Genomic DNA, 14,414 nt, shown 5'->3' with positions numbered 1-14,414 from the left:
CGCGGCGCGAACGTAGGACTCTCGCGGTTAGTCGGGGAGGACGACGGAGACGATGCCGGCCAGGTGGGCCAGGCGGGCGACTTCGGCGGCGCGGAACATCGGGCCGCCCGGGCGGCCCACCAGCAGGACGCGGTCCGGCTTGCCGAGTGGGGTGGCGGCCAGTTCGGTGCCCAGTTCCTGCCACGTTTCGGGGACCCACGAGTCCTCGCCGTCGAGGACGGTGGCGCGCGGCAGCGGCAGCCACGGCGGGGTCTGCAGCTTGGTCTCGGGCGCGGCCGACGAGGAGGTCAGGCGGTGCACGACGCCGCCGTCCCACGACACGACCACCGCCCACCCCGCACGGATGATCTTCGGCACGCCCTCGGTGAACACCGCGAGCCCGTTGCGGGGGTCCTCGGCGACCTCCTCCACCAGCTCCAGCTCGCGGTGGGTGTCCAGCACGCCGGCGTACGGCCGGACCGCGTCCACCTCGACGCCTTCGATGGACTCCGCGGCCGTGATCAGCACGTCGGGCAGCCGTCCGGAGGGCAGTTCGACCACCAGGTCGTCGATGGCCAGGCCCGCCCCGCGCTCCACCACGTCCACGCTGAGGATGTCGGCCCCGATCTCGCCGAGCGCGGAGGCGACCGCGCCCAGGGTGCCGGGACGGTCCGGGAGCTGGACCCGGATCAGGAAGGACACGGTGCACGCCTCCAAAGGCTGTGGTGGAGCATCGAGGTGGAAACTCGCCGGTCGATGATTCTCGCAGACGCAGCTTCGCTTTCCGACCCACCAGGCGCGTTGCGCACGGGTAAAATCGCGCACCCCCGCGCGCGAGCGCGGGTAACCCGGTCGGAGGTCGGCCTGACCAGCCAATAGACTCGGCAGGTCCCAAATCCGAAAAACCGACCCACGGGGGTTGACGAGGTGCCCAGCATCTCCCGCGACGAGGTCGCGCACCTGGCCCGCTTGGCGAGGCTCGCCGTCACCGACGACGAGCTGGACCTGTTCGCCGGCCAGTTGGACGTGATCCTGCAGTCGGTGGCCACGGTGGGCGACATCGCCACCGCGGACATCCCGCCCACTTCGCACGCCGTTCCGCTGACCAACGTGTTCCGCGAGGACGTGGTGCGTCCCAGCCTCGGTCAGCAGCAGGCGCTCGCGGGCGCCCCCGCCGCCGAGGACGGACGCTTCCGCGTGCCCCGCATCCTGGGGGAGGAAGCATGACCGCCGACGTTATCTTCCGCGCGGAGGCGGAATCATGAACAGTCTGATCCGCAGCACCGCCGCGGAGCTCGCGGCCAAGATCGCGAGCCGCGAGGTCTCCGCCGTGGAGGTCGCCCAGGCGCACCTCGACCGGATCGCCGAGGTCGACGGCGCGGTCAACGCGTTCCTGCACGTCGACACCGAGGGCGCGCTCGCCGCCGCCCGCAAGGTCGACGAGGACATCGCCGCCGGGGCCCACGTCGGCCCGCTGGCCGGCGTGCCGATCGCGCTCAAGGACGTGCTCACCACCAAGGGCGTGCCGACCACGGTCGGCTCGAAGATCCTCGAGGGCTGGATCCCGCCCTACGACGCCACGGTCACCCGCCGGTTGAAGGAAGCCGGCGTGGTGATCCTCGGCAAGACCAACATGGACGAGTTCGCGATGGGCTCCTCCACCGAGAACTCCGCTTACGGCCCGACCCGCAACCCGTGGGACACCGACCGCATCCCGGGCGGCTCGGGCGGCGGCTCGGCGGCGGCGCTGGCCGCGTTCCAGGCCCCGCTGTCGATCGGCACGGACACCGGCGGCTCGATCCGCCAGCCCGGCGCGGTCACCGGCACGGTCGGCGTGAAGCCCACCTACGGCGGTGTGTCGCGGTACGGGCTGGTGGCGTTCTCGTCGTCGCTGGACCAGGCCGGGCCGTGCGCCCGGACCGTGCTGGACGCGGCCCTGCTGCACGAGGTCATCGCCGGGTACGACCCGATGGACTCCACCTCGATCGACGCGCCCGTCCCGCCCGTGGTGGCCGCCGCGCGCGAGGGCGCGAACGGCGACCTGTCCGGCGTGCGCGTCGGCGTGGTCACGCAGTTCAGCGGCGAGGGCTACCAGCCGGGCGTGCTGCGCAGCTTCGAGGCGGCCGTGGCGCAGCTCAAGCAGCTGGGCGCGGAGGTCGTCGAGGTCTCGTGCCCGAGCTTCGACTACGCGCTGCCCGCGTACTACCTGATCGCGCCGAGCGAGGCGTCGTCCAACCTGGCCCGCTTCGACGCGATGCGCTACGGCATCCGGGTGGGCGACGACGGCACCCGCAGCGCCGAGGAGGTCATGTCGCTGACCCGCGAGGCCGGTTTCGGCCCCGAGGTGAAGCGGCGCATCATGATCGGCACGTACGCGCTGTCGTCGGGCTACTACGACGCCTACTACGGCTCGGCGCAGAAGGTGCGCACGCTGATCAGCCGCGACTTCGACGCCGCGTTCGCCACCGTGGACGTGCTGGTCTCGCCGACCACGCCGACCACCGCGTTCCCGATCGGCGAGCGCACGAACGACCCGATGGCGATGTACAAGGCCGACCTGTGCACGATCCCGGCGAACCTGGCCGGCAACGCGGCCATGAGCGTCCCGAGCGGACTGTCCGACGACGACGGCCTGCCGGTCGGCCTGCAGATCATGGCGCCCGCGTTGCAGGACCACCGGATGTACCGGGTGGCGGCGGCGTACGAGGTGGCGCGGGACGCGGCGCTCGGCGCGACCGTGATCAGCGGCGTGCCGCAGTTGGCGGGTGCCAGGTGAAGCGGGGACCGGGAGGACGGGTGCGGACGGTCCTCGCGCTCGTCGGCGCCGCGGGCGCGGCCACCAGCGCGTTCTCCACGTTGAAGGCGGCACGCGGCAAGAACGACAAGCTCGCCCTGGCCAACGCGGCGGCGAGCATCCTGGTGGCGATCACGGGCGCGGCGCTGGCCGTGCGGGGTCTGCGGAAGGACGGGAAGGCATGACGTCGGTGCACGAGCTGATGGACTACGCCGAGGTCATCGAGCGCTTCGACCCGGTGCTGGGGTTGGAGGTGCACGTCGAGCTGCACACCAACACCAAGATGTTCTGCGGCTGCGCGAACGTCTTCGGCGGCGAGCCGAACACGCAGGTCTGCCCGGTCTGCCTGGGCATGCCGGGTGCGCTGCCCGCGGTCAACGGCAAGGCGGTGGAGTCGGCGATCCGGATCGGGTTGGCGCTCAACTGCGAGATCGCCGAGTGGTGCCGGTTCGCCCGGAAGAACTACTTCTACCCGGACATGCCGAAGAACTTCCAGACCTCGCAGTACGACGAGCCGATCGCGTTCAACGGCTTCCTGGACGTGACGCTGGACGACGGCTCGCTGTTCCGGGTCGAGATCGAGCGCGCGCACATGGAGGAGGACACCGGCAAGTCGCTGCACGTCGGCGGCTCGGACGGCCGCATCCACGGCGCGGAGCACTCGCTGCTGGACTACAACCGCGCCGGCGTGCCGCTGATCGAGATCGTCACCAAGCCGATCGAGGGCACCGGCGAGCGCGCGCCCGAGGTGGCGCGCGCCTACGTCACGGCGTTGCGCGACCTGTTGAAGGCGCTCGACGTGTCGGACGTGCGGATGGACCAGGGTTCGCTGCGCTGCGACGCGAACGTGTCGCTGATGGCCAAGGACGCGACCGAGTTCGGCACGCGCACCGAGACCAAGAACGTGAACTCGCTGCGCAGCGTCGAGCGGGCGGTGCGGTTCGAGATGACCCGCCAGGCGGCGGTGCTGGCGGCCGGCGGCACGATCACGCAGGAGACCAGGCACTTCGACGAGTCGACGGGGTCCACCTCGTCGGGCCGCACGAAGGAGACCGCGGAGGACTACCGGTACTTCCCGGAGCCCGACCTGGTGCCCATCGCGCCGTCGCGCGAGTGGGTGGAGGAGCTGCGCGGCACGTTGCCGGAGCTGCCGTGGGAGCGCCGCAAGCGGGTGCAGCAGGAGTGGTCGCTGACCGACGCCGAGCTGCGCGACCTGGTCAACGCGGGTGCGGTGGACCTGGTGGCGGCCACGGTGGAGGCGGGCGCGACGCCCGCCGAGGCCCGGTCGTGGTGGGTGGCCTACCTGACCAAGGAGGCCAACGCCCGCGGCGTCGAGCTGGCCGAGCTCGGCATCACGCCGGCGCAGATCGCGCGGGTGGTCGGGCTGGTGAACTCCGGTGAGCTGACGAACAAGCTCGCGCGCGAGGTCGTCACCGGCGTGCTGGACGGCGAGGGCGAGCCCGAGGCCGTCGTCGAGGCGCGCGGCCTGAAGGTCGTCTCGGACGACTCCGCGCTGGAGAAGGCGGTGGACGAGGCGCTGGCCCAGCAGCCGGACGTGGCGGCGAAGATCCGCGACGGCAAGGTGGCGGCGGCGGGCGCGATCGTCGGCGCGGTGATGAAGGCGACGAAGGGCCAGGCGGACGCGAAGCGCGTGCGCGAGCTGATCATCGCCCGCTGTTCGTAGGGTTCGGTCCGGCGGGGGGGGGGGGGGGCGGGGGCGGGGCCCCCCCCCCCCCCCGCGGGCGGGGGGGGGGGGGGGGGGCGGCCGCGCGGCCGGGCCCAACCCCCCACCGCCGTTTTCGCGTCCGTGAGGGGATGGTCCGCGGGCGAGCGGTCCATTCGCGATTCGTCCTACTCGAACACCCCTGGTCACCATTTCGGGACGGCCCGTGTCCGAACGGGAAATGACCGGTGTGTGATTCCACGTCGGGCGGACCGGGTGGACTCGCCTTATTGCGGACCCTGGGTGCCTGCAGCCTGTTAACACATTCCTCCATTCGAGTGGTAACACTTTCCGAACGGCCGCTCCCGTGCTGGTCAGCGAAGCTCAAGATCGACTTGTTGGTCGCTCTCGGTAAATTTCCACCTCCCCAGGTGCGTCCATCTGTGTCAGGCTTGGGCCGTTCGGCAGGGCCGGGGGGCCACCGAAACGACCTGGATCAGCCGCCGAGGATGCCCCGATCAGGGGATCCCGTTGTAGGGGAGGCAACGTCATGACCCGCACTGACCCGAAGCTCGTCGCCGAGATCGACGCGATCGAGGGCGAAGTCGTCGACCAGTTCACCGACACCGATCAGACCACCACGGACCTGGTCGACATCGGTGGGGTGGAGCCGACCGGCGGTCCGTACAAGCCGACCACCGACGACCCCGAGGTCGAGCGGCTCGTGAAGCCGATGGGCGGCCCCTACAAGCCGACCGGCGACCCGGAGACGAACGGCGGCCCGTACAAGCCGACCACCGACGAGCCGGCTGCGGCCACCCAGACGAAGTAATACGGGTCACCGACAATCACGGTGACGTCACGCTGAATGCCGCCGGCCACAGGTCGGCGGCATTCCTCTGCCGCTTGTGATCTCATATGACCGTGCCTGGCGAAACGCGTGGCTCCTCCGGACCGGATCACGCCGTCAGACGGGCCCGGCAGTTGCACCGCAGCGCGCTGGACGCGGCCACCGCCGACCGCCACCCGTCCGCCATCCGGCAGATGCGCAGGGGGCTGGCGCTGCTGGAGGCTCCCGGCATCGACCCGCAGGAACGGCTCGAGGTCCGCACCCGGCTGCTCAACACGCTGGCGTTCTGCCTGGCCGAGACGGGCAAGGTCGACGACGGCCTCACCCAGCTCGCGGGCGTCGACGCCGAGCTCGCCGGGCTGCGGGACGAGGAGCTGCGCGCCCACCTGTCCACCCTGGTCAACCTCAACCGCGCGGCCCTGCTGTGCCGGGTCGGCCGCATCGACGAGGGCATCGCCCAGCTCGACCGCGAGATCGAGCGCAGCGCACGGCGCCTGTCCGCGCACGCCGACCCCGAAGCCGTCGACCTGCTCGCGCTGGCCTTGTCCAACCGGGGCAACGCGCACGGCGAGGTGCACCGCTACGACAAGGCCGCCCGCGACCTCGACCGCGCGGTCGAGCTCGCCGACGCGCACGGCCTGCCGCTGCGCGCCGCGATCGCCAAGCACGCGCTGGGCAACGCGGTGCAGCGCGCCGGCGACATCCCGGCCGCCCTGCGCCACTACCACGAGGCCAACCGGGCGTTCCAGGACCTCGAACCCGGCCTGCTGCTGCGCCTGCGCATCGACCAGGCCGAGGCGATGATCAGCGTCGGGCTGGCCGACGAGGCGGGCCGGCTGCTGGACGAGGTGCTGCCGGAGCTGCGCCGCCAGCGCATCGGGCAGGACGTCGCCGAGGCCGAGCTGTTCCGCGCGGCGGCGGCGTTGCAGGACGGTGACCTCGTCCTGGCCCGGCGGATGGCGACCTCGGCGCAGCGCAAGCTGGTCAGGCGCGGCAGCCCGGCGTGGGCGGCGGTGGCGGGGCTGATCGCGCTGCGGGTGGACGTGGTCCGCACGCTCGGCTCGCGGCGCCCGGTTGTCGGGGTGGTGCGGCGGGCGGTCGGGCTGTCCGCCGAGCTGGCCGGGCTGAAGCTGCACGACCAGGCGGCGTTCGCGCTGGTGCTCGCCGCACGGCTGGAGATCCGGCGCGGCGACCCGGACCGCGGCGCCGACCTGCTGCGCAGGGTGCCCAAGACGCGCCGGATCACGCCGATCGACCACCGGATGCTGCTCCGGCTGTGCCGGGCGGAGCTGGCGCTGGCCCGCGGCAACCAGCGGGTGGCGTTGGCGCAGGCCAAGGCGGGGCTGGCCGAGCTGGGTCGGATGCGGGACCGGCTCGGCGGGCTGGAACTGGTGTCCGGCACCGCCGTGCACGGCCGTGAGCTGGGCGAACTCGCCGTGCGGCTGGTGCTGGCCGGCACGGACTCGGCGGCCAACGCCAAGCGCCTGTTCACCTGGCTGGAGCGCACCAGGGCCCAGCTGTACCGGTACGACCCAGCCGTGTCCACTGTGGACTCCGAGCTGGGCGAGCGGATCGCCGAGGTGCGCACGCTGAGCCGGGCGCTGCTGCGGGCCCGACTCGACGGCCTGCCGACCGGTGAGCTGGAGTCGCGGCTCAAGGCGAGCCAGCGCACCGCCACCCGGATGGGCTGGAGCGCCAGCCCGTGGGGCACGCCGCGCCCCGTCGTCACGCCGGACGAGGTGCTGTCCCGGCTGGACGGGCGGGCGATGGTGAGCTTCGCGGTGTCCGGCGACGAGCTGGTCGCCGTGGTGTTCGCGGGCGCTCGGGTGCGCATGGTGCGCCTCGGGTCGGCCGCCGACGCCACCGAGGGCGCGCGCCGCCTGCACGCCGACCTCAACGCGCTCGCGCCCGACCACCTGCCGCCGCCGTTGGCGGAGGTCATCTCGGCGTCGGCGCGCCGTGAGGCGGAGAAGCTCGACCGGCTGCTGCTGGGCCCGCTGGCGCCGATGATCGGCGACCGGTCCCTGGTCGTGGTGCCGACCGGCGCGCTGTACGTGGTGCCGTGGGGCGTGCTGCCCACCTGCGTGAACCGGCCGACGACGGCGGTGCCGTCGGCCACCGCCTGGGTGTCGGCGATCCGGCAGGAGCGCGACCACGTCGAGGGCGTGCTGCTGGTGCGCGGTCCCGGCTTGCAGGCCGCGCAGGGCGAGATCGACCGGCTCGCGGGTTACCACGGCGACGCGACGCTGCTCGGCGTCGAGGAGGCCAAGGTCGGCGCGGTGCTGGCGGCGTTGGACGGGGTCGAGCTGGCGCACATCGCCGCGCACGGCGAGCACGAGCCGGAGAACGCGCTGTTCTCCCGGCTGGAGCTGGTGGACGGCGCGATGTTCGCGCACGAGATCGGCCGGGTGCGCCGCCCGCCGCACCAGGTCGTGCTGGCCGCGTGCGAGCTGGCGCTGAACCGGGTGCGGCCCGGCGACGAGCCGCTCGGGTTCGCGGGTGCGCTGCTGGCCGGCGGCGCGCGGACGGTGATCGCCGCGTCCAGCCGGGTCGGCGACCAGCCGTCGGCGGCGGCGATGGCCGACTTCCACCGCAACCTCGCGGGCGGCGCGTCGCCGGCGGTGGCGCTGGCCGAGGCGGTCGCCGTCGACCCGCTGCGGCGCCCGTTCGTGTGCCTCGGGTCGGGGTAGCGCGGCTGACCAGCCATTCGACCGGTTGACCTGGATCACCCGCACCCACTAGTCAGGGTGGAGGAGTTCTTCGGCGATCACCCCTAGGGGGCCCGGTGCGCTGGTTGACGCTCACGGTGCTGTTGCTGGCCACGATGACCACCCCCGCGACCGCCGCGCCCGCGGTCGGCCGGGCGCACGAGCCGGGCAACGGGCCCGAGCGCAACCAGGTCGCCGCCGTCGACCCGCCGTCGCACGCCACCGCGCGCGGCGACAACTGGCCCGACGCCAACCCCGGCTACCCGCGCCGCACCCGGCTCCGCGCGTTCCCGGAGGACCAGGCCGACCGGGCGATCAAGCTGGGCCTGGCGCCGTACCACGCGCTCGCGCCGCGCCTCAACGAGCTGCAACGGCGCAGCGACCGGGTGTCCGTCGAGGTCGTCGGCCGCTCGACGATGGGCCGCGACCTCTACCTGGTCACGCTCACCGCACCCGAGACGCCGGCGGAGACCCGCAGGCAGGACGCGTGGCGCGACGAGATCGAGAACGACCCGGCCGACGCCGCCCGCGACATCTTCCTCCGCACCGGCTACAAGGCCCCGGTGTGGATCAACGCCAACATCCACGGTGACGAGTGGGAGGGCACCGACGGCGCGTTGCGCGTCATCGAGGACCTCGCCTTCGACCCGGCCGCCCGCGACTTCCTGCGCCGCCACCGGGTCTACGTGAACCTGACCGCGAACCCGGACGGCCGGGTGGCCGGCACCCGCGCCAACGCGGCCGGGTTCGACCTCAACCGCGACTTCGCCACCTCGTCGCAGCCGGAGTCGCGGGCCATGCGGGACGTCGTCAAGCGCATCCAGCCGCTGCTGGTGCTCGACGAGCACGGCTACGTGGCCAACACGCTGATCGAGCCGACCACGCCGCCGCACGGCCAGAACTACGACTTCGACCTCTACATCAGGCACGGCTACGCGGGCGGCCTGCGGATGGAGGACGCGGTCCAGGCGCTCGGCCACCCCGAGGCGGCCACGCCGGAGATCCCGTTCCGCGACTACGAGCCGGGCGTGTGGGACGGCTGGGCGCCGATCTACACCGCGCAGTACTCGATGTACCACGGCGCGGTGTCCTACACGATCGAGATCCCCATGCGCGTGAACCGGACCGACTACGCGACACAGCCGGTGACGGAGTTGCGGCGGCGTTCGGCGATCAACACCGACGTGGTCGAGGCGACGATCCGCAGCGCGCTCACGTACGTGAACGAGCACCGGTCCGCGATGGTGGACAACCAGATCGAGATGTTCCGCCGCGGGTTGGCGGGCGAGCCGCAGCGGGCCGTGCCGGACGGTTTCGTGCCCGGTTTCGGCCCCGAAGACCGCTACACGACGGAGTTCCCGCGCGCGTACGTCATACCGGTGGGTGACGGGCAGCGGTCCGGCCAGGCCGCCGCACGGCTGGTCGACCACCTGGTGGCGCACGACGTCCGGGTGAAGCGGGCCGACCGGCCGTTCACCCTGGGCGACCGGTCCTACCCGGCCGGGTCCTACGTGGTCGACCTGCGCCAGCCGAAGCGGGCGCTCGCGAACGTGATGCTGGAGGCCGGCCGGGACATCTCCGACCAGGTGCCGGTCATGTACGACATCAGCGGCTGGAGCCACCGGCTGCTGTGGGGCGCGTCGGTGGACGTCGTGCGGGACGGGCCGCTGGACGTGCGCGGGCGCGAGGTGCCGGCGGCGTCGCCCACGGGCTCGCTGGAGGCTCCCGTGGGTAGCGACCTGGCGCTGGTGCTGGCCGACGGCAAGGACGTCTCGGCGGTGAACGACCTGCTCGCGCGGGGTGTGGAGCTGCGCAGGCAGGACGACGGCACGATCGTGGCGCCCGCGTCGGCGCGGTCGGCGGTCGAGGAGGTGTCGGACCGGTACGGCGCGCGGTTCACGGCGGCGGCGCCGGGCGGTGCGCCGCTGCGGCGCCCCGTGGTGGCGGGCGCGGTGGCGGCCGACGAGCTGAAGGCGTTGCGGGACATGGGCTTCGACATCCGGCCGGTGTCGACCGCGGTGCTGGACAAGGGGTTCGACCTGTCCGGTGTCGACGTGCTGCTCGTGTCGTCGGGGCTGCGGTACGACCAGCTCGGCGCGCCGGCCAAGGCGGCGGTCGACGGGTTCCTGGCCCGCGGGGGCGTGGTGACGCGCGGCGCGACGGGCGTGCGGTTCAACGCCGACGCGGGCGTGCTGCCGGTGCGGGCGGTCGCGGGCCGGGAGGACGCGAACGGCGTCGTCTCGGTGCTGGACGAGGCGGGCGCGGTCGGCCACTCGTTCGTCTACGCGCCGTACTGGTTCACCGATCTCGGGCCGGGGGTGAGCGCGCGGCAGCGGTACCAGGGCCTCGTCGCCGGGCACTGGGCGACCCGCCCGGACGGCTCGGGGGGCAGTCGGGACGCGGCCGGGCAGGCGGCGGTCGTCGCGGGCACGTCGCCGCGGGGCGCGCGGGCCGTGCTGTTCGGCACCGAACCGCTGTTCCGCGACCACCCGAAGGGGCTGTACTGGCAGGTGGCGGACGCCATCTACCGCACGACGGCTCCCTGACCCGCGCCGCGGCGCCCTACCTCACCGCGAGCCCTGACGTCAGTCCTTGCCGCCGACGGGGCCGCCCTCGCGCACGATGATCACCACGCGGTCGTCGCTGGAGACCGGCGCGCCGCCCGGGTTCTTGTTCACCGTGCCCGACAGCGCGGTCGTGTCGTCCAGCATCAGCAGCGGACCGAGGCGGCCGAAGCCGTCCTCGCCCTGCATCCCCGCCTCGGGCTTGCCGGTGAAGCTGCCGTCCGGGTTCATCGGCAGGTTGAGCACGCCGGGGGTGGCGCTCGCGGCCACCATCACCGCATTCGAGAACGACGCGCAGCCGGCGACGCCCGGGCGCTCGGGCCACGACCACGCCGGGTCACCGAGCGCCTTGCCCGGCTCGACCCGGAACAGCAGGTCGGCGGTCGCGCCCGCGTCCGTCACCCACGTCTTCGTGCCGTCGCCGGACACGCACAGCCCGCCCGGCGACTTCAGGCCGCTCGCCAGCACCCGCGAGCCCGCCGTGGGGTTGCCGCGCGCGGGCTGGCCCGTGGCGTCGATCCGCAGCACCTTCCCGGCCAGCGAGTTCGGGTCGGCCGCCGCACCGGGGTTGCCCGCGTCGCCGGTGGCCACCAGCAACGCGCCGGTGCGGTCGTAGGCGAGCACGCCCCGGTTGCCGGTCGGGCCCTTCGGGATGCCGGTCAGCACGGGCTTGGGCACGTCGTCCGGCGCGATCCGCAGCACCCGGTTGTCGGTCGCGGTGGTCACGTACACGAAGATGAGCTGGTCCTCGGCGAACGTCGGCGACAGCGTGAGCCCGGTGAGCCCGCCGTCGCCCGCCGCGTCCACGTCGAGCTTGGCCACCTCGACCGGGTCGACGTCCTTGGTCACCCTGAGCAGCCGCCCGGTGGCGCGCTCGGCGGCCAGCGCCGTCACCGCGCCGGTGGTCTGGTTGACGTCGGTCAGCGCCACGCCGGAGATCGGGTTCAGGCACGTGCCGACGACCGCGGGGTTGAAGTCCTTGCAGCCCTGCGGCGGTGGCACGGGCGTCGGCTGCTGGCCGGGCTGCTGGCCCTGGACGGGGCCCTTCGGCAGCTCGCCGGGCAGCTCGGGCACCGGCCCGGCCTGCGGCGTCAGCTGCTGGGCCGCGCTCCACCCCGCCGGTCCCGGCTGCTCGGGGAAGCTCGCGCAGCCCGCGGCCAGCAGGCCGAGGGCCGAACCGATCAGCACTCCACGCAGTCGTGACACGGGTCCCAGGTTAAGCGCGCGGCCGTGAACGCGGGGTGAGCGGCCCTTCCACGTCGTCGTGCACGGCCCGGCGCACGGCGTCGGCCCGGTCGAGCAGGAGCTCCAACTCCTCCACCACCACCCGCGGGTCCTCCAGCGGCAGGAAGTGCGTGTTCGGCAGCACCCGCACCCTGGCCTGCGGCAGGGCGGCGACGGGGCCGAGCACGCCGTCGGCCGAGGCCAGGAAGTCGTACCGGCCCGCCAGCACCGTTGTGGGGCACGTCACGCCGGTCAGGTCGAGCCGGGGCGTGCGGCCCAGCGCCAGCGCGAGGGTGAGGTACCAGCCCCAGTCGTGCCGGAGGTAGCGGCGCAGCGACCCGAGCAGCGGCCCGCCGACGTCCGGCACCGGCACGCGGTGCAGCACGGCGTCCAGCAGCGGCGCGGCGGCCTTCAACGCCGTCAGCCCGCCCACGCCGAGCAGCCGCCGCACCGGCTCCGGCACGCCGGGGAGGCCGAACACGCTCGCGAACGTGTCACCCGGCGCGCCCGTGACCAGCAGCAGGCCGGTCACCCGGTCGGGGTGCCGCAGCGCCAGCTCGGCGGCCACCGTCACGCCCATCGACCAGCCCATCACCACGCACCGCTCGACGCCGCCGTCGTCCAGCACGGCCAGCGCGTCGGCGACGTGGTCGGCCAGCTCGACGCGGGACGGGTCGGCCGGCCGGTCCGAGTCGAGCGTGCCGCGGTGGTACCAGCCGTGCACGCGGGCCGACGGCAGCTCCGGCCACGCCGTCGGCACGGCGCCGAGGCCGTGGCTGAGCAGCACGTCCGGCCCGTCCGCGTCGGTGCGCCACAACCTGATCCGCGTGCCGTCCGCGGAGAAGACGTCGTGCTCCCGCATGCCGGCAAGTGTGCCGTAACGTGCGGTCCCGTGAGCCTTACCGTGCTGGTCCCCGACGACCTGGGTGTCCGCGTGCTGTCCGACGTGGAGGGTGTGCGGCCCGTCCGCTACGAGCCGGGGCAGCCGCTGCCCGCCGAGGCCGCCCACGCGGAAGTCCTGGTGCCGAAGTTCCTGCTGGGCACGGACCCGCGTGAGGTGTTCGGCCGACTGCCGTCGTTGAAGCTGGTGCAACTGCTGTCGGCGGGCGCCGAGCGGTTCATCGGCGTCGTACCCGATGGTGTGATGCTGTCGACGTGTCGCGGCGCGCACGGCGGCAGCACGGCGGAGTGGGCGATCGGCGCGCTGCTCGCGATCTACCGGGACTTCCCGGTGTTCGAGCGGGCCAGGCAGGAACGCCGCTGGGACTACCACCTCACGGAGACGTTGCAGGGCAAGGAGGTGCTCGTCGTCGGCGCGGGCGACCTCGGCGAGCAGTTCCGGCGCAGGCTGGAGCCGTTCGACGCGACCGCGACCCTGGTCGGCCGCACCGCCCGGCCCGGCGTGCGCGGCGTGGACGAGCTGCCCGACCTGCTCGGCGGGTTCGACGCGGTGGTGGTCGTGGTGCCGCTGACCGAGGAGACCACCGGGATGGTGGACGCGAAGTTCCTCTCCCGGATGAAGGACGGCGCGATCCTGGTCAACGCGGCGCGCGGCGCGGTGGTCGACACCGACGCGCTGGTGGCCGAGCTGTCCTCGGGGCGGCTGCGCGCGGCGCTGGACGTCACCGAGCCGGAGCCGCTGCCGTCGGACCATCCACTGTGGACGGCACCCGGCCTGTTCCTCACGCCGCACGTGGCCGGCAGCTGCACGGGCCACGCCGAGCGCGCGTACGCCGTGGTGGCCGCCGAGGTCGGCCGGTTCGCGCGCGGCGAGCAGCCCCGAAACCTGGTCAAGGGCGATTATTAGCCCATTCGGGTGAATCAGGCCGACTGAACGGACGCTCGCGGACGTCCTCCGAACCTCCTAACGTGCGGGTGCGTGGCTACTCACGACGACCGCTCGAGGACATCTGGCGGCTACTCCGACGACGGGTTCTACTCGGCGAGTGGCGTTGGCGGAGGAGTTCACCACTTCGACGACGGCACGCGGACGATCGACAGCGACACGTTCGGCAAGGACACCAAGGGCTTCGACGCCTCCGGCTACACGCCCATCGCGGACTTGGACGACAAGCCCGCTTCCCACTACGACACCTTCGAGGACGACGACGAGCGCAAGCCGTTCGGCTGGACCGCCAGTGCCGACATCGGCCTGCTGGTGCTGAGGCTCGCGTTGGGCGGGGCGTTCGTCATGCACGGCCTGCAGAAGGTGTTCGGCCTGTTCGGCGGGCCGGGCATCGACGGGTTCGCCCAGTACCTGCAGTCCACCGGGTTCCGCGAGGCCCGGATCCTGGCCTGGGTCACCGGCATCACCGAGCTCGGCGGTGGCGCGCTGCTCATCCTCGGCCTGTTCACCCCGCTCGCGGCGGCCGGTGTGCTCGGCGTGATGGCGAACGTCATCGCCCTGAAGTACCGCGGCGGCTTCTTCGCGCCCAACGGCGTCGAGCTGGAGGCGGTGTACGCGGCGATGGCGTTCGCCACGCTGTTCGCCGGCCCCGGCCGCGCCGCCCTGGACTACAACCGGAGCTGGTTCCGCCACCCGCTGCTGTCCGGTTTCATCTGCCTGGTGATCGCCGCCGGAGCGACCGCGGCCACCCTCTACGTCTTCAGGTAGCACTGCCGCTGCTCCGCA

12 protein-coding genes are annotated in these 14,414 nt (G+C 73.2%); 9 read left to right on the top strand and 3 right to left on the bottom strand.

The genetic code is table 11. The annotated features are described in order from the left end of the window. Positions 1-27 precede the first annotated feature (27 nt). Positions 28-681 (bottom strand): ACT domain-containing protein, encoded by a 654-nt coding sequence (locus LNK82_RS16055; RefSeq protein WP_230567783.1) that lies wholly within the window; start codon positions 679-681, stop codon positions 28-30. A gap of 225 nt (positions 682-906) precedes the next feature. Here LNK82_RS16055 and gatC point away from each other — a divergent pair, with 225 nt between their 5' ends. From gatC to LNK82_RS16020, 7 genes are all read left to right on the top strand, one after another. After that, a complete protein-coding gene (gatC, locus tag LNK82_RS16050) occupies positions 907-1,206 on the top strand; it encodes an Asp-tRNA(Asn)/Glu-tRNA(Gln) amidotransferase subunit GatC (protein ID WP_015104569.1) in 300 nt (99 codons plus the stop codon). A gap of 34 nt (positions 1,207-1,240) precedes the next feature. After that, positions 1,241-2,755: an Asp-tRNA(Asn)/Glu-tRNA(Gln) amidotransferase subunit GatA gene (gene gatA, locus LNK82_RS16045; protein WP_230567782.1), complete on the top strand. Its 1,515-nt coding sequence runs from the start codon at positions 1,241-1,243 to the stop codon at positions 2,753-2,755. 20 nt (positions 2,756-2,775) lie between these two features. Beyond that, positions 2,776-2,958 carry a hypothetical protein gene (locus LNK82_RS16040; RefSeq protein WP_230567781.1) on the top strand — a complete coding sequence of 61 codons (183 nt, stop codon included), beginning with the start codon at positions 2,776-2,778 and terminating at the stop codon, positions 2,956-2,958. Further along, positions 2,955-4,457: an Asp-tRNA(Asn)/Glu-tRNA(Gln) amidotransferase subunit GatB gene (gene gatB / locus LNK82_RS16035; protein ID WP_230567780.1), complete on the top strand. Its 1,503-nt coding sequence runs from the start codon at positions 2,955-2,957 to the stop codon at positions 4,455-4,457. Before LNK82_RS16040 ends, gatB begins: the two co-directional genes overlap by 4 nt. 529 nt (positions 4,458-4,986) lie before the next feature. After that, positions 4,987-5,268, top strand: a complete 282-nt coding sequence (locus LNK82_RS16030; RefSeq protein ID WP_230567779.1) for a hypothetical protein — start codon at positions 4,987-4,989, stop codon at positions 5,266-5,268. A gap of 152 nt (positions 5,269-5,420) precedes the next feature. Continuing rightward, complete coding sequence (locus tag LNK82_RS16025; protein WP_372470497.1) at positions 5,421-7,976, top strand: CHAT domain-containing protein; 2,556 nt, start codon at positions 5,421-5,423, stop codon at positions 7,974-7,976. 95 nt (positions 7,977-8,071) lie between these two features. Further along, a complete protein-coding gene (locus LNK82_RS16020; protein WP_230567777.1) occupies positions 8,072-10,540 on the top strand; it encodes a M14 family zinc carboxypeptidase in 2,469 nt (822 codons plus the stop codon). Positions 10,541-10,579: 39 nt separating this feature from the next. Here the strand turns inward: LNK82_RS16020 and LNK82_RS16015 are convergent, their stop codons facing one another. Further along, positions 10,580-11,764, bottom strand: coding sequence for a PQQ-dependent sugar dehydrogenase (locus LNK82_RS16015; protein WP_230567776.1), 1,185 nt, complete (start codon positions 11,762-11,764; stop codon positions 10,580-10,582). Positions 11,765-11,774: 10 nt separating this feature from the next. Further along, the gene (locus LNK82_RS16010) at positions 11,775-12,644 is read right to left on the bottom strand and encodes an alpha/beta hydrolase (RefSeq protein WP_230567775.1); all 870 of its coding nucleotides are present in this window, start codon (positions 12,642-12,644) and stop codon (positions 11,775-11,777) included. Positions 12,645-12,674: 30 nt separating this feature from the next. Here LNK82_RS16010 and LNK82_RS16005 point away from each other — a divergent pair, with 30 nt between their 5' ends. After that, a complete protein-coding gene (locus LNK82_RS16005) occupies positions 12,675-13,589 on the top strand; it encodes a 2-hydroxyacid dehydrogenase (protein WP_230567774.1) in 915 nt (304 codons plus the stop codon). Positions 13,590-13,661: 72 nt separating this feature from the next. Continuing rightward, positions 13,662-14,396: a DoxX family protein gene (locus tag LNK82_RS16000; protein WP_230567773.1), complete on the top strand. Its 735-nt coding sequence runs from the start codon at positions 13,662-13,664 to the stop codon at positions 14,394-14,396. Positions 14,397-14,414: the final 18 nt, after the last annotated feature.

The sequence above is a fragment of the Saccharothrix luteola genome (assembly GCF_020859565.1).
In the GTDB taxonomy this organism is placed as follows: Bacteria; Actinomycetota; Actinomycetes; order Mycobacteriales; family Pseudonocardiaceae; genus Actinosynnema; species Actinosynnema luteola.
Note: the sequence above shows the minus strand (reverse complement) of the source record. Positions and strands in the feature narration are given on the sequence as shown.

Excerpts from the sequence above, each read along its gene's own strand:
- gatA (WP_230567782.1), top strand. The coding sequence starts at position 1,241 with ATGAACAGTCTGATCCGCAGCACCGCCGCGGAGCTCGCGGCCAAGATC.
- gatB (WP_230567780.1), top strand. The coding sequence starts at position 2,955 with ATGACGTCGGTGCACGAGCTGATGGACTACGCCGAGGTCATCGAGCGC.
- LNK82_RS16030 (WP_230567779.1), top strand. The coding sequence starts at position 4,987 with ATGACCCGCACTGACCCGAAGCTCGTCGCCGAGATCGACGCGATCGAG.
- LNK82_RS16010 (WP_230567775.1), bottom strand. The coding sequence starts at position 12,644 with ATGCGGGAGCACGACGTCTTCTCCGCGGACGGCACGCGGATCAGGTTG.